Below are 18114 nucleotides of genomic sequence, written 5' to 3'. Positions count from 1 at the left end.
ATCATAATCGCGGTTTTATTTGTAGAGGCAGCCTGATAGCCGCACTTACTTTCCGCCGATGGAAAGAGATGAGATCAGCAAGCTGGGCGAGCCGCAGTTGGAGGCAAAAGGGGAAAAGGTCAGGTCCGAGCCCACCTCTTCTATGGCATGCAGCAATTCAAGCAGGTTCCCGGCCATTGTGATTCCCCTTACGGGAAAGGCCCTTTGTCCGTTCTCTATCATGAACCCGGAAGCTCCCACCGAAAAATCCCCGCTTATGGGATTGACCGAGTGCATTGCCATCACTTTTGTGATGAGAATGCCTCTGGTAACCTTTGACAGCAGCTCGCTTTGAGAGCTTTTTCCCCGGCTGATATAGAAGTTGGTGGTGCCTATTGAGGGCGGTGATTTGAACGAGGGGCGGGAAGCGCTTGAAGTTGTTTTGACTCTGTCCTTGGACGCGGTGTAATGATCATAGAGATAAGTATGCAGAACACCCTCAATTATTACCGCGTTGGTTTTGGATGGACTTCCTTCTCCGTCAAAAGGCGCAGAATTAAGGCCGTTCGTGAGCAGGGCGTCATCCGTTATGCTTATGCAGGGAGATGCGATCTTTTTGCCGAGTTTTCCTGCGAACGCGGATTTTCCTTTTTGCACTGACTCGGCAGAGATCATGCCGGAAACCGCCTCAAGGAATTCTGCGGCCACAAGAGGGGACATTACCGCAGGAAGATTTGCCGAATCTATCAGTTTTCCTTTCAAAAAGCTTACTGCCTCAAGTCCGGCTTCTTTACCTGCATGCTCCGGGGCAAGACCGGCCCAGTTCTTGGCAAAGCTGAAACCAAGCCCTTCTTCCGCCTGACCGTCCTTTTCGCAGATGGCTTCTACATAAACACCGCAGTAGTTGCTTTTATAACTGCAGTTGATCCCCTTGGAGCTAACAATGGTTATCTCCGTTTCAGAGTCAACATAAGCTGCGGAACCAGTCTTGGTTATAAGGGGGCTTGCCCTGTATGCAGCGTCTTCAGCCGCTAACGCCGTTCTTATTTTTTCTTCCGGCGTCTTGTTCTCGATCGCGGCATCGAACAGCGTTATCTCTTTAAGCGGTGCGTCCGGACTTATAAATCCGGAAAATGGGTCCCGAGGCATGAAGGCGCTGCTTGCTGCTGCTTGTTCAATGAGCGTCTTAAGATCGCTGGAATTAGAAAAAGAAAAACCGGTTTTCTCATCCTTAATAACACGGGCTGCGCAACCTGTTACATGGCCACTCTCTATAGATTCAATTTTTCTGTCCTGGATATTAATGCGCAGACTTTTGCTGCGGCTGATGTAGAGCTCGCACTCAAGTCCCGAAGAGGCGATCTCCTTTTGCGCCCGGCGGCGGAGGTCCATATTATCAGTCCGCCTGTACGGCAGTTATAGCCGCCACATTGACTATGTCATCAACGCTGCAGCCTCTTGAGAGATCGTTTATAGCTTTGGCGCAGCCTTGGAACAGCGGGCCCAGCGCCATTGCCCCGGCCAGGCGCTCGGTAAGCTTATAGGCTATGTTGCCCGCTCCCAGGTCCGGAAAGATCAGAACATTGGCTCTGCCCGCGATCTTGCTCTCGGGTGCCTTTTTCTTGCCCACAGAGACGATCAACGCCGCATCCGCCTGCAATTCACCGTCTATTTGAAGGCTGGGCTCTTTTTCCTGGGCAAGTTTTGTGGCCGCTGCCACTTTGTCCACCGACTTTGCTCTTCCGCTGCCTTTTGTCGAAAAGGAAAGCATTGCTATCCGGGGCTCTTTTCCCACAAGCTTTCTGAAGGAGGAGGCCGTAGAGATCGCAATGTCGGCAAGCTGCTTTTCGTCCGGTTCGGGGACAACCCCGCAATCCGCGTAGAAAAGAACACCGCCCGGAACGACCGACCGGTCTTTAAGCACCATAGCAAAAAAGCTGGATAATATGGAAATGCCCGGCTTAAGTCCTGCCGAATAAACAGCCGCCTTTATCGTGTGCGCTGTCTCATGGCTGGCTCCCGACACCATCCCGTCGGCATCTCCTTCGGCAAGCATCATAGCGCCAAAGAAGGGGAAGTCTTTCTTTAAAAGGTCCTTTGCTTCCTCGAACGAGACAGGGTGTTTGCGCTTTTCCATGTTCTTGGCATAGATCTCCGCGTACCTGTCCAGTTTTGGGTGTTTGTCAGGTTCCGCTATTTCAGAAGCCGAGATGTCTATTGAATTTTCTGCCGTATTTCTGTGTATTTCTACTGTATTTCCTACAAGGATCACCTTTGCAAGTTTGCTTTTTGAGATGAGTTCCGCGGCCTTTAGCACCCTGAGGTCTTCGGTTTCCGGAAGTATTATCCTTTTTTCCAGCTTTTTGGCTTTTGTCCAGACATTTTCCAGAAATTCCATGACAAACTCAATATATCAGAACTTCATCAGCTCTTCAACCTTGTCGAGCGCTCGAAGGTCCTTTGCGGCAAGCAAGTCCATCAAATGCATCCACAGCCCGTAGGTCACCTCGCAGTCCCCCATTGCCCTGTGGGCGGATGGCGCCGTGATCCCCAGATGTGCGGCGATGGTCCCAAGTTTATAGTTCTTGAGTCCGGGGATGAGTTTTCTTGCCAGTTTAAGCGTGCAGACGATACGGTTCTCCAGTTTCTTTTTCAAATGTTTGTCGATGTGGTGGCTCAGAAATGGAATATCGAAATCACTGTTGTGGGCAACCAGCACATGGCCTCCGGAAAAAGCAAGAAAATCTTCGAGCGCCTGCTCAACAGACGGCTTTCCCTTGAGCATTTCATCGTAGATCCCGGTTATTTGAATTATGCTGGGAGGAAGGTCCTGCGGACAGCTTATGAGCGTCTGCCATACATCCTTGGCCGTTTTGCCTTCTGTCTTGATGGCTCCTATCTCTATTATCTCGGATGTCTTTGGCTCAAGCCCGGTCGTTTCTATGTCGACTATCACATAAGGTATCTTATCGATCTCTTTCTGCCTGCGCAGGCGGGATAGAAAAGGAAAATCCTTTTCCAGTTTTAGGAACTCCCCGTCCTTTAGGAGATCTGACATAATTCATATTTCCTGCTTCCCAGGCCTATCTGCTGCGCATAATCAAGTTGAACGGTGTGCTCTATCTCCGGCCAGGTCTTTTTGATAATGTCGGTCCCGGCTTTATTATTGACAAGATCGATGCTTGCCTGGTCTATTGCAACAGGATCAAATGAAGCCAGAACGCCGATATCTTCAACGATGGGGGCTCCGTTAAAGTTCCAGCAGTCGCAATTGGGCGACACATCGATGATGAAGTTCATGTAAGCGCATTTTTTGCCTTTGACCGCTCCGGCAAAATACTCCGCCATTTTTTCCTGTACCGACCTGGATGACCCGTTCCATTCCATGGAGATAGCGGAGAAATTACAGGTAACTATGCATTCGGCACAGCCTATGCACCTGCTGCCGTCTATAATGGCCTTTCCGTCGGCCATTTTGATAGCATTAACAGGGCACCATTTTGTGCAGAGCTCGCAGCCGGTGCATTTTTCGCTGTCAACTGCGGGATGAACATCGGCGTGCATCTGCTGTTTTCCGGAGCGCGAACCCAGCCCCATCCCCACATTCTTAATGGCCCCGCCGAACCCTGTCAATTCGTGTCCTTTAAAATGTGACAGGACCACCATTGTTCCAGCATGGAGAACTTCTGAGGCGATCTTGACTTTTTTAAAATGTTTAAGGCCGACCTCTACCTCGATAAAACTTTTTCCCGTTAATCCGTCCGCTATAATGACCGGGGCAAAATCAAAGCCGTGCGCCTTAGCGGTGGCAAGGTGGTCCACAGAATTCCCCCGGGTGCCTTTGTAAAGCGTATTGGCATCGGTCAAGAAAGGTTTTCCTTTAAGCGAGGCTATCTTTTCGACAATAGGGGAGATATTGCCGGGCTTTACATAGGCCTTGTTCCCAGTCTCTCCAAAATGGACCTTTACCGCCACAAGCTCGTCCGGCTTTACCAGTTCGTCAAAGCCAGCCGCCTCAAATAGCCGCTGCAGGCTGCTGCTGTTTATCTTGTCTGCGGCAATAAAATGGACTTTGGATGGCATCTCAATAAACTTCCGGCCTTCTGTCTTTTTCTATCGGTATCCTTTTATTGGCCTCGTCCACTGTCGACAGGTCAATCTGCGCGGTTAGCACTTCTTCCCTGTGGGAGGCTTTTTCTATGATCTTGCCGAAAGGGTCATAGATAACCGATTCTCCAGGGTATTCGTATATCCTGTCTCTTCCGATCCTGTTGCAGCCCGCCATAAAACAATGGTTCTCTATGGCCCGCGCTTTTAGCAGGGTAAGCCAGTGGTCAACTCTTTTGGACGGGAACTGCGCCGGGACAAAGACCAGTTTTGCCCCTTTTTCCCAGTATTTTCTTGAAAGTTCCGGGAATCTGATGTCATAGCATATTTCGGAGGCCGTTATTGCTCCTCCCGCCTCAAAAACAGGCATTTTCCTGCCGTGGTCAAAGTGTTCATGCTCTCCCGTGGGGGAAAAGATGTGTATCTTGCGGTAAGCTCCGATCTGTTTTCCTGACGGGTCAAATACAAAAGATGTATTGTAAACCTTTCCCCCGTCGTTTTCGGGGATGGAGCCCCCAAATACCCACGCGCCACTTCTCTTTGCCCAGCCGGTGAGAAAACCAATAGTTTCTTTATGCCAGGTTTTTGATATGGCAGGGAGGTCGTCATAGGCAAAACCGGTGGACCACATTTCGGGAAGGCAAATGAACTCGGACCTTCTCTGGGCGGCTTTCTCGAACAGTTTCGCGGCCCGGTCCAGGTTGTGAGACGGATCAGCAGTCTTTATGTCCATTTGAAGGAGAGAGATCACCCGTTTTTTCATTTTCAATTTTGTCCCGACGCTGAAGCGTCGGCTCCTTCATATTGATGTTCATTGTGCAAGGGACTTTACCTTTCTGACGCAGTCCAGCGCGTTCTTTACCTCTATCATATCCTGCCAGGTCAGCCATTTGGGAGAGCCTTTTTCTTTTGACGGGTTCCTAAGCAGGTATGACGGGTGAAATATCGGCATCACAGAAATATCAGTTCCTTCCAGTTTTGTCCAGTTGCCTCTTATCCTTGACATGGGAGCATCGTTCTTAAGCACGACCTTGCAGGCCGGAGAGCCCGTCAGGATCAGTATCTTGGGGTTCACATATTTTATCTGAGCCTCAAGATAGGGATAGCAGGCGTCTGTTTCTTCTCTTAAGGGAGCCCTGTTCTCGGGAGGCCTGCATTTTACGATATTTGTGATATAGACTTCATTGTTCCTGTTAATGCCCACGGACTCAAAGATCTTTGTCAGCAGCTGGCCGGCTCTTCCGACAAAAGGGATTCCCTGCTCGTCCTCATCGGCTCCCGGACCTTCGCCTATCAGCATAAGGTCGCACGGAACCGGGCCTGAGGAAAATACCACTTTTTTGCGTTTTTTAGAAAGCGCGCACTTTTTGCAGGAAAGACATTCTTCTCTTATCTTTTGGTAGGCGGCAAGGTCCATTTGTAAAAAATATAGCACTAATAGGCAGAAATTTCTACCTGAATTTGACGATGTATAAATAGAGGGGGGCAGGGTCTCTTAAGACTCTGTCTTTTGATCATGAGACTACGCATATATGCTCTTGAAGCGCGCTCGCGAAAAAGAGGCAGACTGGTGGGCACTATCTCTTACGAGAGAATGCTGCTTAAGGTCGCGGCCGCTCACCCTGTGGTCAAGCTATTGGTGCAGCGTTCTTTAAAAAGAATGCAGGGAGCAAAGGCCTCCATAAAGAGCAGAAGAACAAGGACTGTCAGGCTTCATACCCCGCGGTTCGTTGAGGTGCTCGGAATAGAATGCTGGAAAAAGGGCCTGATTGTAGAGATCGAGCGCTGAGGCGCTTTCACCGTGCTATAATTTCCCTATAATGGCTGTCAAATTGTTCGACACCACTTTGCGCGACGGCGCCCAGACCGAGGGGATCTCTTTTTCGGTCGAGGATAAAATAAAGATAACAAAGCTTCTGGATTCTCTGGGCATACACTTTATTGAGGGGGGCTGGCCCGGTTCAAATCCAAAAGACATCGCCTATTTCGAAAGGATAAAAGAAGTCCCTCTAAAGAATTCCACTATAGTTGCTTTTAGCAGCACAAGGCGGCCGGGCGTTTCAGTTGAGGCGGACAAGAACATCGAGACTCTTATAAACGCCGGAACTAAGGCCGTTTCCATCTTCGGCAAAAGCTGGGATTTTCATGTGGTGGACGCTCTAAAGACCACGCTGGAAGAAAACCTTTCTATGATATACGATACGGTGGCCTACCTCAAGGGCAAAGGCAAAGAGGTGTTCTATGACGCCGAACATTTTTTTGACGGTTATAAGGCCGATCCCGAATATGCCCTTAAGACGCTGCTTGAGGCTGAAAAGGCAGGGGCCGATGTCCTTTGTCTTTGCGATACCAACGGAGGAACTCTGGCCTTTGAGGCTCAAAGGATCATCAATGAGGTGAAAAAACATGTGACAAAGCCGCTTGGCATCCATGCTCATAATGATTCGGAATGCGCGGTTTCGGTCTCTGGAATGGCCGTTCACTGCGGCTGCGCCTATGTGCAGGGCACCATGAACGGTTACGGGGAAAGATGCGGCAATGCCAATCTGTGCTCCATCATCCCGATAATAAAACTGAAGATAAAGGACGACTGCATATCGGACGCCAACCTTGCAAGACTTACAGAAGTGGCAAGACATATAAGCGAGATAGCTAACCTGCCTTTGCCGCCTCACCAGCCTTTTGTGGGCAGGTCAGCTTTTGCCCACAAAGGCGGCATTCATGTAAGCGCGGTGCTCAAGCATCCAGAGACCTATGAGCATATAAAGCCGGAGCTGGTGGGCAACGGCCGCAGGGCCACCATCTCGGAATTGTCAGGTGTCAGCAACCTGATGTTCAAGGCCAGGGATTTTGGAGTAGACCTTAAAAAGGATTCTCCCCATGTCAAGGACCTGCTTGCAAAACTTAAGCAGATGGAGCACGGAGGCTATCAGTTCGAAGAAGGGGAAGCCTCTTTTGAGGTGCTCTTAAAAAAAGAGCTTGGTCTTTTCAAACTTCCTTTTGAATGGCATAAATTCGATGTTCGCTCGGTCAAAGAAAAGAACAGAAAAATGTGCGTTGAGGCAAGGGTCGAGATAAAGATAGGAAGGAAAAAGATAAGGGCAAAAGGGCAGGGCAACGGCCCCGTCAATGCCCTTGATGAGGCAGTGCGCGGCACTTTGATGGACAGGTTCCCTGCCGTCAAAAGAATGAAACTTACCGATTACAAGGTCAGGGTCCTTGACAGCTCCGACGGCACTGCGGCAAAGGTCAGGGTCCTGATAGAGTCTTCCGACGATAAAAGCTCCTGGGGCACGGTCGGGGTATCCTCAAATGTGATCGAGGCCAGCTGGCTGGCACTGATAGACAGTATCGAATATCGCCTCATGAAAGAGGGCATTTAATGAACCTCCCCTTGTCGGCAAAAATAAAGGACAACGGAACGCTTGAGATCGGAGGCTGCGATGCGGCAGAGCTTGCCGCTGAGTTCGGGACGCCTCTTTATGTGATCGACGAATTGACCGTGGCAAAAAAGTGCCGCCTCTACACCGACGCTTTAAAAAAGCATTATCCTGATTCACTGGCCATTTTTGCCAGTAAAGCCTTTTGCGTGTCAGGGATACTGAAGCTGGTCCACGAGCAGGGCCTTGGGATCGATGTTTCCACATCGGGAGAGCTCTACACCGCTCTTAAGGCCTCCTGCGACATGGAAAAACTGTTCTTTCACGGCAACAACAAATCTGTTTCCGAAATAGCCTTTGGCATAAAGTCCGGGGTCGGGACTTTTATCGCGGACAATACTGACGAGATCGGGATGATAAGCCAGGAGGCCGCAAGACAGGGAAAAGAAGTTAGAGTGATGCTGAGGATAAATCCCGGAGTGGAGGCCCATACGCATGATTTTATAAGGACGGGAATGACGGATTCAAAGTTCGGCATACCAAAGGAAGAAGCCCTCAAAGCCGTAACTTTGCTAAAAAGCCTCAAAGGCCTTGAGTTTGCAGGGCTTCATTCCCACATCGGTTCCCAGATCTTTGAAAAACAATCCTTCTGCGCCGAGATAGATGTCCTTGCAGAACTGGCGTCTCAGATCAAAAAGTCACTGGGACTTGACTGCGCCGGCCTTGACCTTGGAGGCGGTATCGGGATAAGGTACACTTCCCAGGACGAGGACCCGTCCATCGAGGATTTTGTTGAGTGCATGGCGGCCAGGATAAAAGACAACTGCCGCAGACATAAACTAAAAGAACCGCATCTGATCCTGGAGCCGGGAAGGTCCATAATAGCCGAGGCGGGAGTAACGCTTTATGAAGCGGGAGCGGTCAAAGAGATCCCGGGAATAAGGAAGTATGTTCTGGTGGACGGAGGCATGGCTGATAATCCCAGACCGATACTGTATCAAGCAAAATATGAAGCGCTTGTCGCAAACAAAGCCGGGCAGAAGCCGCAGGAAAAATACACCATTGCGGGAAAGGCCTGCGAGTCCGGTGATATTCTGATAAAAGACATTAAACTGCCCAGGATAGAAAGAGGCGACATCATTGCTGTTCTTTGCACGGGGGCCTACAATTATTCCATGGCCAGCAACTATAACAGGCTGATACGCCCGGCGGTTATCGGAGTTAAAGACGGACGTCCCAGGCTTATCGTAAGGAGAGAGTCAAACGAGGATCTTGTGAGGAACGACCTGTGACAATACCATTCGGGATCTCGCTGATAGACCTCATCGATATCATCATCGTGTCGGTCATTCTGTACCAGATCTTTGTTTGGCTAAAAGGAACGGCCGGGATGCAGCTTCTTCGCGGGCTTCTGATAATCTTTGCGGTCTATTTCCTTGCCCAGCAGCTGGGGCTGCGCACGCTCAACTGGCTTATGGAAAGATTTGTCACCATCATTCTGATCGTAATAATAATAGTGTTCCAGCCGGAACTGCGCAGGGCGCTCGAGAGAATAGGCAGAGGACGGTTCCTTTCCAAGTTCGGTATCTCGCTAGGCACCAAGGGCAGCGCCGTGGTGCGCCAGCTTATCGATGCCGTAGAAAAATGCGCGCAGGAAAAGATAGGGGCGCTCATTGTCCTTGAAAGGAACACAGGACTTAACGAATTTTTGGAGTCCGGAATAAAAATAGATGCCCCGGTCAGCGAAGAACTGCTGATAACCATTCTTACTCCGCAGACACCGCTGCACGACGGCGCCATCATTATCCAGGGCGACAGGATCGCGGCGGCGGGCTGTCTTCTTCCGCTTTCGGAAAGCAGGCTCATAGACAGGCGTCTGGGTACCCGTCATCGGGCTGCGGTGGGAATGAGCGAACAGTCCGATTCTCTTGTCATCGTTGTCTCCGAAAGGACGGGGACTATCTCCGTAGCGGAGAACGGCTATCTACAGAGGTTCCTCAGCAAGGAACTGCTGGAAGAAAGGCTCTTTGACCTTTACAAAACCGATTCCCACAGGTCCAAATTCGCTTTCTGGAAAAAGAAGGAATAAAATGCCCCGCTTTCCTGCTTCCGGTCTTCTTCAAAAGAAAAGCGCCGGTGAAAAGATCACCTGCCTTACCGCCTACGACGCTTTTACGGCCCATGTGCTGGAAGAAGCCGGCCTGGACATCATCCTGACGGGTGATTCTCTGGGCAATGTCGTGCTTGGCTATCCTGACACAAGGCAGGTGACGATAGAGGACATGATAAGGCACACGGCCGCGGTCAGGCGCGGAGCCCAAAAGTCTTTCATAACAGCGGACCTGCCTTTTGGTTCGGTTTCTTCTGGAAATCAACGGATAAAAAAAGATTCGATAAGGTTGATAAACGAAGCGGGCGCGGATGCTGTAAAGATCGAAGGGGTTTTTGAGCTTGAAGCCATAAAAGAGCTGGCTGCTTTAGGCATCAATGTTATGGGGCATTTGGGATACCTTCCGCAGAGCTGCAGCCGTCCCGCTCTAACGGGCCGCGACGCAGAAAGCGCAAAAAAACTTGGCGAAGAAGCGCTGCTCCTGCAGCAGGCGGGAGTTTTTGCTGTTGTCCTGGAATTGGTGGAGGAGAACACGGCCTCTGCTATCTCAAAAAACCTTAACATACCGACTATAGGGATCGGATCAGGTAAGGGCTGCGACGGGCAGGTTTTGGTGACAAATGACATTACTGGGCTGACTTTTGGAAAGGTCCCGGGGTTCGCAAAAAAATATGATGATCTGGGCACCAGGCTCAAAGCCTGTGTGAACAATTTTGTCAGCGATGTTAAGAACTCATCTTGAACTGGGTGCGCAGGTAAAATCCCTTACAAAGTCTTTCAGGTATTTCTTGATGTTGTTCAGGTCCGCGGTATAATAAATGAATTTTCCTGCCTTGACGCAGGATACAAAGCCGGCCCTCTTAAGCAGCGCCAAGTGATAGGATACGGTCGCCTGGCTTGCAAAAAGGTGGCTGTTTATCTCCTGGACGCACAATTCCTTTCCAAGCAGCAGTTCAAGTATCCTAAGCCTTTCGGGATTGCCCAGGACCTCAAGATAAGCACCGTACTTTTGGCTAAGAAGGTTCAAACCGGCCTCCTTTTACGAACCCAGGATATCGGTAAGGATCTTTACGGATTCTTTTAGCGCGGAAAGGGCGTCCTGCGGACTGAGGTTGTCAAGTATCTTGTCAACGGGTTTTGAAGGATCGGCAATAAGAGGTTCCAGCTGCTTTTTTTCTATCTTGATCTGGACGGATTTGAGCACCTCATCAAAGGCCTTTTCAGGTTTTTGCGTAGGCGAGGACCTAAGAGATGAAAAATAGTCCAGCAGGAACTTTTCCTTGGGGACCCGTGTGTCTTCGTATACCATTAGTTTTTTCTCCTCAGTATTCTTATCGCGCCAACCCCCCCTCAACTTGCATAGAGGCGGGAGTTCAAGAACCCTCACCCCGGCCTTCGGCCACCCCTCTCCCAGAGGGAGAGGGGCCTACCTTGCATAGACCCGTACATAAATGTAAAATGAAATTACTGCAGGCTTGCCCCGAGCGAGCGGCTTGTGCCGAGCGAAGTCGAGGCATAGCGAGTCGAGGGGCCCTCGTAGCCCCTCGACAGGCTCGGGGCAAAGTGCAGTTTAATTAAACGGTGCATTGATCTCGATGCACAGAGCGAACGAAATGAGTCGAAGTGCCCTCGTAGCTCAATTGGATAGAGCAACGGTTTCCTAAACCGGAGATTGTGAGTTCAAATCTCGCCGAGGGCAAGAACTCGCTCTGCGAGTTCTCCTTGTCCTTGTTCTTGTCCTGTGCGGCGAGTTAGGACAAGGACGAGAACAAGAGAAAGAATGAAAAAAAATATCATCCTGATAGGCTTTATGGCCACCGGAAAGACCGCGGTAGGGAAAGCGCTTGCAAAAAAGCTGAAGTTTAAGTATGTTTCGACCGATGACCTCGCAGAAAAAGCCGCAGGAATGAAGATACCGGAGATCTTTAAAAAATATGGAGAAAAGCGCTTCAGGAAGATCGAAACAAAAGTCCTTAGTGCGCTAAAGAAAAGTCAAAATGCCGTGATCTCCTGCGGAGGCGGCATAGTTATAAGCGCAGGCAACAGAAAGGCCCTCAAAAAACTGGGTACGGTGGTCTTGCTTAAAGCTTCTCCGGCTGTCATTAATTCCAGACTTGGCAGGCTCAAGAACAGGCCTATCCTGGACATAAAAAACCAGAAAGAGAGGCTGGCCCAGATCAAAAGGCTTCTAAAAAAAAGGGAGGATTATTACAAAAAAGCAAAGAACTTCACTATTGACACCGCAGGCCTTACCCCTTTAAGGGCTGCTGCTGTTATCTCAAATAAATTATCTCTTTACATATAAATGCTAAGGTGGTATCTTAATAATCGGTCTACAATGCGGAACCTAACAAGAATATATGCTGCTGTTTTTGCTCTGCTGTTCCTTGGATTTGCCCAGGCGGTCTTTTCCGCAGAAGCCATTGATATAGGCGCCGGCGCAAGGTCAATAGGTATGGGCAGGGCATACAACGCTGTGACCGCGGACGGATATTCGCTTTTTGCAAATCCTGCCGGCATTGCCGGACTAAACTCTATACAAGTGGTCAGCATGTATGGAGAATTGAGCGGGGATGTGTCATACACCCAGCTTGGCGCCGAATTCCCGACCCAATACGGTGTATTCGGGATAGGATATGCAGGAAGCAAGGCGGGAGAGATAGTTGTAAGCACTGTGGACGCCACGGGCAGGATCGTTCCGTTCACCACCTTTAACTACGGGAACGACCTTTACCTTTTCAGTTACGGCAACAAATATAAGGACAGATTAGACTACGGCATAACATTAAAATCCTTCAGAAAGGGAAGCAGCCAGATACAGGGAGGGGAGGGCACAGGCATGAACGCTGATGCTGGCCTCACTTATCAGGTAGATAAAAGGTTCCGTTTAGGCCTTTCGCTGCGCAACATTATGATGGGAACCCTCGGGGCTATAAAATGGGGGAACGGGTATGTGGAACAGCTTCCCATTGAGCTCAAGCTTGGGCTCGCGCTCCAGCCCAGAGAGGACATTCTTTGCCTGTTCGATGTCAACTCAAAATCGGAATATCCTTCCGATGCCAAGGCGGGAATAGAGTGGAATATCAATAAGAACTTTTCTCTGAGGGCGGGGGCCGAACAACTGGCCGCAAGCGATTATTCCAGGTATATTAATTACAGCGCGGGGGTGGGTGTCAATTACGGCAGCATAAAGTTCGATTACGCGTATTATTATGACACGATACTGTCCTACAATTCCAGGCATTTTATATCATTTGCCGTAACTGACATCGGTAAGAGGCAGGAAGCCGCAAAATCGGCCCTTCGGGAAAAGAAACCAGCTGCTTTGGCAGTTGCAAAAAAGATCACCATACCGGATGTGCCGGATCCTCACTGGGCCAGCAACGCGGTCCAGTATGTTGTTAGCAGAAAATATCTTTCTCTTTATCCAGACGGTCTGTTCAGGCCGGATAAGGATGTTATCAGGGCGGATCTAGCCACAGTTGTTCTTAAAGTAAAATACGGCGCGGTACCCAAGGACGCTTTAGAAATGTCATTTACGGATGTCCCTAAAACCTATTGGGCCAGAACGGCAATAGGCAAAGCGGCAGGGCTTGATCTGCTCAAGGGTTATCCGGACGGCACTTTTAAACCCAGCGGAAAAGTATCCCTGTTGGACGCGATACTGGTCTGTGTCAAACTTGGAGGTTTATCTCCGTCGGGCAAAGACCTTGCTGCCTATTCAAACATCTCCCCGAACCACTTTGCGGCGGCGCAGATCAAAGCGGCCAAGGACGCTGGTTTGCTTGATTATGTCACCTCGGCGTCTCTGCCAACAGAAAGACCTCTGACCAGGGCTCAGCTGGCCTGGATGTTATACAAATTAAAGAATTAGGGGTTTTGAAAACCTTCAGCGTTCAATAGTATATACCCCCTGTGTTATAATCTTTTCATGAACAAAACAAGGGTGAGGCTTAAGGGCGCTTCTTATGATGTCCTGATCTGCGACGGGGAAATGAACGCTCTTGGCAGGGCACTGAGGAACGCGGGGGCTTCCACCAAGATAATAGCAATTTCAGATTATAATGTCGGCAGGCTCTACGGCCAGGTCCTGAGACACTGCCTGCGCAGCTCCGGGTTTAAAGTCGAGCTTTTGCTTGTCCCCCCGGGAGAAAAGCAGAAATCTCTCAAGAACGCGGAAAAGCTCTATCACGCCCTGGCTTCCTTAAAGGCGTCCAAGGACTCCTCCATCCTGAGTTTTGGAGGAGGCGTGATAGGGGACCTTACCGGTTTTGTGGCCGCCACCTATATGAGGGGAATAAGGCTGGTGCATGTCCCGACCACACTTCTTGCAATGGTGGATTCTGGCATCGGCGGCAAGACGGGAGTTAACCTTGACGAAGGCAAGAACCTCGTGGGCTCCTTTTACCAGCCGTCCCTGGTGTTCTGCGATGTCTCGCACATCCTTACACTGCCTGAAAAAGAGATGAGGAACGGCCTTTCGGAGATCATCAAATACGGGGTAATAAAGGACCCTCAACTGTTCGCTCTGCTCGAAAAACACGTGAAAGGGCTAAAAAACCCGAGGCTTGACAGGCCCAAGGACTTCAAAGGCCTTATGCACCTCTGGGTCAGGATCATCGAGCGCTCCGCATCAATAAAGGCCAGGATAGTGGAACAGGACGAAAAGGAACAAAAAGGTCCGAGGATGCTGCTCAACTTTGGTCACACTGTCGGGCACGCCCTTGAGTCGCTCATGGGCTACAGCGGGATTTCGCACGGCGAGGCTGTTGCCGTTGGCATGGCTGCGGCATCCAGAGCAGCCTTAAAGCTGAGGATGCTAAGAAGTTCCGACCTTGACCGTATCATCTCCCTTATAGAGGCTGTGAATCTTTCTGCCAGGATACCCAAAAAGCTTAAAGCAGATGATATCATCTCAAGGCTGATACTGGACAAAAAGGTCAGGAACGGTAAGCTCAACTTTGTGCTGCCTCGCTTTATCGGCTCCGCCGTGATCCGCAATGATGTCCCTGTCAGGACCATAAGAGAAGCGCTTAAAGACACCGGAGCAAAATAATGGACCTTAAGGCTCAGATAGAAGCATTTGGCCGCAATTCGAGCGATTTTATCGGCAGAGAAGACCTTCTGGAAAAACTCAAAGAGGGCCGTCCTCTTAAGATAAAATGGGGCGCCGATCCTTCGGCCAGCGACCTCCATCTGGGACATACCGTAGTTCTGCGCAGGCTCAGGCTCTTTCAGGAATTCGGGCACAGGGTGGTCTTTATAATAGGCGATTTTACCGGCATGATAGGAGATCCTTCCGGCAAATCAGAAACCAGGAAGCCTCTTTCAAGGGAAGAAGTGATGAAGAACGCCGAAACATATAAATCGCAGGTGTTCAAGGTCCTTGACCCAAAGAAGACGGAGGTTGTCCTTAACAGCGCCTGGCTTTCAAAACTGGACCTTCCCCAAATAATGAAACTTCTTTCACAGTATACTGTGGCAAGAATGCTTGAGCGGGCGGACTTCAAGGAGAGGTTCAAGTCCAATAAAGAGATAAGCATAATCGAATTCCTGTATCCTTTGATGCAGGGTTATGATTCGGTGAGGATAGATGCGGATGTTGAACTGGGGGGACATGACCAGATCTTTAACCTGCTTGTGGGCAGGGAACTTCAAAAAGCTTACGGAAAAAAGCAGCAGGCTATCATCACCCTGCCGCTTCTCGAAGGTACCGACGGCAAAATGAAGATGAGCAAGAGCCTGGGCAACTATATCGGAATCAGCGAGCCTCCTAAAGAGATCTACGGCAAGACCATGTCGATACCGGACGAACTGATGATAAAGTATTTCGAACTTCTCACAGATCTTCCGCATGAAAGTGTAAAGGAGCTCGACAACGGTTTAAAAAGCGGGCGGATACATCCTAAAAAAGCCAAAGGGGACCTCGCAAAGCTCCTGGTCGAGCAGTTCCACGGCAAAAAAGCCGCGCAGGAGGCCGAAAAGGAATTTGAAGAAGTATTTAAGAACAGGGAGCTTCCCTTAGACATTCCCGTCCACAGGGCTGTGCTTGCGGAAGGGCCGCTTCTAATCACAAAAGTGCTCGTTGACGCGGGGCTTCTTCCTTCGGTGGGCGAGGCAAAAAGGATGATAAAGGGAGGCGGTGTCAAGCTTGACGGGGTTAAAGTTGATTCGCAGGACCAGGCATTCTCAAAAAAAGGGGGCTTTGTCCTAAGCATAGGCAGGCGCAGGCATGTGAAGGTGATATGCGAGTAGGACTTGGTTATGATGTTCACAGGCTGGTCAAGGGAAGAGACCTTATTCTCGGAGGAATAAAAGTCCCTTTTGACCGCGGCCTCAAGGGATATTCCGACGCCGATGTCCTTTTGCATGCCGTCATTGACGCACTTCTTGGAGCGGTATCAAAAGGCGATATAGGAAAGCATTTTCCCGTCGGAGACCCCAGGTTCAAGGATATCTCCAGTCTTGTTCTGCTTAAGACAGCCGGCAAAATTCTCAAGAAGGGGCGCATAAGGATAAACAATATCGACACGGTGATAATAGCCGAAAAACCGAGGCTTTCCTCTTTCACAGGCAGGATGGAAAAGAAGATAGCCTCCTGTCTTAAAATTGCGGCTTCAAAGGTCTGCGTCAAGGCCAAAACAGCAGAAGGTCTCGGCGATACAGGCAAAGGCAGGGCAATAGAGGCCTTTGCCGTCTGCCTTGTGGACACGGTAAAATGAACCCCTCGTTAAGAATGGCTCTGCTGGTGTTTTTGCTCCTTTTTGCCGCAGCCCCGCGTCCCCATTCCGAAGAACCCAAGCACAAGATAGAAGCGGCCAGGTTTTTTTCGGCCGGGGGAGGCGGAGGTGAGCTGATAATAGACGGAAGGACCACGATAAGGCTTTACTCCTCTTCGGAGGCGGGCACTCCGCCATATGAAAGGGCCGAAGAAATATCAAAGCGGCTCGATCGGCTTATTATGCGCGGGGCTCCCGTAGGAAAGATATCCCCGGCAATGATGGACGATGTTGCTGTCGGAATGGTAGGGGACGATCCCGTGTTCTCCGTTGAGCCGGGCGACCTTACAGGAACCTCAATTTCGCCTCTTATACTTGCCTATGACTGGTCCAACAGGATAAGGTCCGCTTTTAAGTCGCCCCTGATACCTCAGTATATCGTGGATGAGATAGTTAAAATAGAAAAAATGAGAGGCATCAGTGTCGAGGTGAGAAAACTTAAGTGGGGCAGGGAATCCGAGATACTCATTAACGGCAAAGTGGTGATGAAGACGACAGACACAGATCCCGAAATATCCGCCTATGACAGGGCAAGGGCTATCGCGCAGATGATAGAAGAGTCGATAATGGAAGGCAGCGAAGGCGACCGTGTAGTAACAGAGATACTTCCTGACGGGGATTACGGGATCCGGATCGGGGGCACGTCCATTTCACTGGTAGACAGGTACGATGCGCAGTATCACGGCAAAAAACTCTGGGACCTGGCCGCAGAATACGCCAACAACATAAGACAGGCGCTCGGAATGCGCAGCAGCCCTCTTGACCGGTTGTTCTCCGGCCTCAGCCAGACAGGAAAAGCCTCCTGGTACGGAGGGTTTTTCCACGGCAGGAGGACCTCGAGCGGGGAACGGTACAATATGCATGACTTTACTGCGGCCCACAGGACCCTTCCCTTTGGCACTAAGGTCCTTGTCACAAGACTGGACAACTATAAAAGTGTTGCCGTCAGAATAACCGACAGGGGGCCTTACATAAAAGGGCGCATAATAGATCTTTCGCGCTCCGCAGCGGAGGCTATCCAGATGCTTGGCAAGGGAGTGGCCCCGGTTAAAATAGAGGTGCTGGAAAAACCTGTTAAGAACAAGAATTAACCTGTATAATAGCATCAAGCAAAACAGTTGAAAGGAGAACATCTATGTCTGAAGTAAGAGGCGTCGGAGCCGGACAGCCTTCGCGGAGCGGTTCACAGCAAAACAGGCAGGAATTATTGAACAAGCTCTGTTCGGGCTCTTATTCTATAGAGGTCCGTACGGAAGCCGCCAGAAAACTTGCAGCGCTTGACAAAAAAGATGTGGTCGATTATTTGTTCGTTCTGGTCAATAAACGCACTTTTGCCGGCATCAATTATGTCAATACTCCGGCCACAAGAAGGGCTGCAATGGCAGTGCTTACTTATATAATGGAATACACCTCCCAAGCAGGCAAAGCCGAGAGGATACGGGGCCTGGCCGTAGAGATCGCGACCAAGAGATATGAATGGAAAAATGAGGATGCCGAAGTTATAAAACAATGCCTTGTCGCCATATCAAGGTGCAGCCCTAAGATATCTTCTCCGATCCTTAACTCCTTAAAGGACAAATATCTTATCAGCAACAAAGAAGGCATTTATTCCTGCCTTACTCAAATGCTCCTGAAACTTTCTTATTCGGGATATGAGCGTGTGCTCAGGATAAGAAAAGATCCGGCCGCAAGAACCGAAGCAAAAAAAACACTGGCCTCTATGCTGGACCACTATGGGTTAAGGCCGGGGGAGAACCTT

Annotated in this window: 20 protein-coding genes and 1 tRNA gene; 13 read left to right on the top strand and 8 right to left on the bottom strand. The window is 49.9% G+C overall.

Annotated features, from left to right (window positions below):
• Nucleotides 1-45: 45 nt before the first annotated feature.
• From WC490_02130 to WC490_02105, 6 genes are read right to left on the bottom strand one after another with little or no spacing between them, the layout of a single operon-like run.
• Entirely contained in the window at nucleotides 46-1371 is a 1326-nt protein-coding gene (locus WC490_02130) for a TldD/PmbA family protein (protein ID MFA5097409.1), read from the bottom strand.
• A gap of 4 nt (nucleotides 1372-1375) precedes the next feature.
• The gene (gene pta, locus WC490_02125) at nucleotides 1376-2377 is read right to left on the bottom strand and encodes a phosphate acetyltransferase (protein ID MFA5097408.1); all 1002 of its coding nucleotides are present in this window, start codon (nucleotides 2375-2377) and stop codon (nucleotides 1376-1378) included.
• A 15-nt stretch (nucleotides 2378-2392) separates the two neighbouring features.
• The gene (locus WC490_02120) at nucleotides 2393-3037 is read right to left on the bottom strand and encodes a 3'-5' exonuclease (GenBank protein ID MFA5097407.1); all 645 of its coding nucleotides are present in this window, start codon (nucleotides 3035-3037) and stop codon (nucleotides 2393-2395) included.
• Entirely contained in the window at nucleotides 3022-4062 is a 1041-nt protein-coding gene (locus WC490_02115; GenBank protein MFA5097406.1) for a DUF362 domain-containing protein, read from the bottom strand. Before WC490_02115 ends, WC490_02120 begins: the two co-directional genes overlap by 16 nt.
• A gap of 1 nt (nucleotide 4063) precedes the next feature.
• Nucleotides 4064-4849, bottom strand: a complete 786-nt coding sequence (locus tag WC490_02110) for a carbon-nitrogen family hydrolase (protein MFA5097405.1) — start codon at nucleotides 4847-4849, stop codon at nucleotides 4064-4066.
• A 48-nt stretch (nucleotides 4850-4897) separates the two neighbouring features.
• The gene (locus WC490_02105) at nucleotides 4898-5503 is read right to left on the bottom strand and encodes a uracil-DNA glycosylase (protein ID MFA5097404.1); all 606 of its coding nucleotides are present in this window, start codon (nucleotides 5501-5503) and stop codon (nucleotides 4898-4900) included.
• Nucleotides 5504-5602: 99 nt separating this feature from the next.
• Between WC490_02105 and WC490_02100 the strand changes: the two genes are divergently transcribed.
• The 5 genes from WC490_02100 to panB are packed head-to-tail and all read left to right on the top strand — an operon-like array spanning nucleotide 5603 to nucleotide 10318.
• Nucleotides 5603-5875 carry a hypothetical protein gene (locus tag WC490_02100; GenBank protein MFA5097403.1) on the top strand — a complete coding sequence of 91 codons (273 nt, stop codon included), beginning with the start codon at nucleotides 5603-5605 and terminating at the stop codon, nucleotides 5873-5875.
• A gap of 31 nt (nucleotides 5876-5906) precedes the next feature.
• A complete protein-coding gene (gene cimA / locus WC490_02095; GenBank protein MFA5097402.1) occupies nucleotides 5907-7469 on the top strand; it encodes a citramalate synthase in 1563 nt (520 codons plus the stop codon).
• Nucleotides 7469-8758: a diaminopimelate decarboxylase gene (gene lysA, locus WC490_02090; protein MFA5097401.1), complete on the top strand. Its 1290-nt coding sequence runs from the start codon at nucleotides 7469-7471 to the stop codon at nucleotides 8756-8758. The genes cimA and lysA overlap by 1 nt, the downstream gene beginning before the upstream one ends.
• Nucleotides 8755-9555 (top strand): diadenylate cyclase CdaA, encoded by an 801-nt coding sequence (cdaA, locus tag WC490_02085; protein ID MFA5097400.1) that lies wholly within the window; start codon nucleotides 8755-8757, stop codon nucleotides 9553-9555. The genes lysA and cdaA overlap by 4 nt, the downstream gene beginning before the upstream one ends.
• Nucleotide 9556: 1 nt before the next feature.
• Nucleotides 9557-10318, top strand: a complete 762-nt coding sequence (panB, locus tag WC490_02080) for a 3-methyl-2-oxobutanoate hydroxymethyltransferase (GenBank protein MFA5097399.1) — start codon at nucleotides 9557-9559, stop codon at nucleotides 10316-10318.
• On the opposite strand, the gene WC490_02075 is transcribed toward panB, so the two are convergent.
• Complete coding sequence (locus tag WC490_02075) at nucleotides 10310-10603, bottom strand: metalloregulator ArsR/SmtB family transcription factor (GenBank protein MFA5097398.1); 294 nt, start codon at nucleotides 10601-10603, stop codon at nucleotides 10310-10312. The two genes, panB and WC490_02075, sit on opposite strands and share 9 nt — an antisense overlap.
• A 12-nt stretch (nucleotides 10604-10615) precedes the next feature.
• Entirely contained in the window at nucleotides 10616-10885 is a 270-nt protein-coding gene (locus WC490_02070) for a hypothetical protein (GenBank protein ID MFA5097397.1), read from the bottom strand.
• Between the two features lie 316 nt (nucleotides 10886-11201).
• Here WC490_02070 and WC490_02065 point away from each other — a divergent pair.
• The 8 genes from WC490_02065 to WC490_02030 form a co-directional block, all read left to right on the top strand.
• A tRNA-Arg gene (locus WC490_02065) sits at nucleotides 11202-11275 on the top strand.
• Between the two features lie 81 nt (nucleotides 11276-11356).
• Nucleotides 11357-11881 carry a shikimate kinase gene (locus tag WC490_02060; GenBank protein ID MFA5097396.1) on the top strand — a complete coding sequence of 175 codons (525 nt, stop codon included), beginning with the start codon at nucleotides 11357-11359 and terminating at the stop codon, nucleotides 11879-11881.
• A gap of 33 nt (nucleotides 11882-11914) precedes the next feature.
• Complete coding sequence (locus tag WC490_02055; GenBank protein ID MFA5097395.1) at nucleotides 11915-13450, top strand: S-layer homology domain-containing protein; 1536 nt, start codon at nucleotides 11915-11917, stop codon at nucleotides 13448-13450.
• Between the two features lie 57 nt (nucleotides 13451-13507).
• Nucleotides 13508-14632: a 3-dehydroquinate synthase gene (aroB, locus tag WC490_02050; GenBank protein ID MFA5097394.1), complete on the top strand. Its 1125-nt coding sequence runs from the start codon at nucleotides 13508-13510 to the stop codon at nucleotides 14630-14632.
• On the top strand, nucleotides 14632-15831 hold the full coding sequence (gene tyrS / locus WC490_02045; GenBank protein ID MFA5097393.1) for a tyrosine--tRNA ligase: 1200 nt from the start codon (nucleotides 14632-14634) through the stop codon (nucleotides 15829-15831). The genes aroB and tyrS overlap by 1 nt, the downstream gene beginning before the upstream one ends.
• Complete coding sequence (gene ispF / locus WC490_02040; protein ID MFA5097392.1) at nucleotides 15822-16298, top strand: 2-C-methyl-D-erythritol 2,4-cyclodiphosphate synthase; 477 nt, start codon at nucleotides 15822-15824, stop codon at nucleotides 16296-16298. Before tyrS ends, ispF begins: the two co-directional genes overlap by 10 nt.
• Entirely contained in the window at nucleotides 16295-17446 is a 1152-nt protein-coding gene (locus WC490_02035; protein MFA5097391.1) for a septal ring lytic transglycosylase RlpA family protein, read from the top strand. Before ispF ends, WC490_02035 begins: the two co-directional genes overlap by 4 nt.
• A gap of 44 nt (nucleotides 17447-17490) precedes the next feature.
• Nucleotides 17491-18114, top strand: a 624-nt coding sequence (locus WC490_02030; GenBank protein MFA5097390.1) for a hypothetical protein, incomplete at its 3' end; no start/stop codon positions are given.

The sequence above is a fragment of the Candidatus Margulisiibacteriota bacterium genome (assembly GCA_041650635.1).
Classification (GTDB): domain Bacteria; phylum Margulisbacteria; class WOR-1; order JAKLHX01; family JBAZKV01; genus JBAZKV01.
The sequence above is the reverse complement of the archived record's forward strand: the minus strand, read 5'-3'. Positions and strand labels throughout refer to the sequence as shown.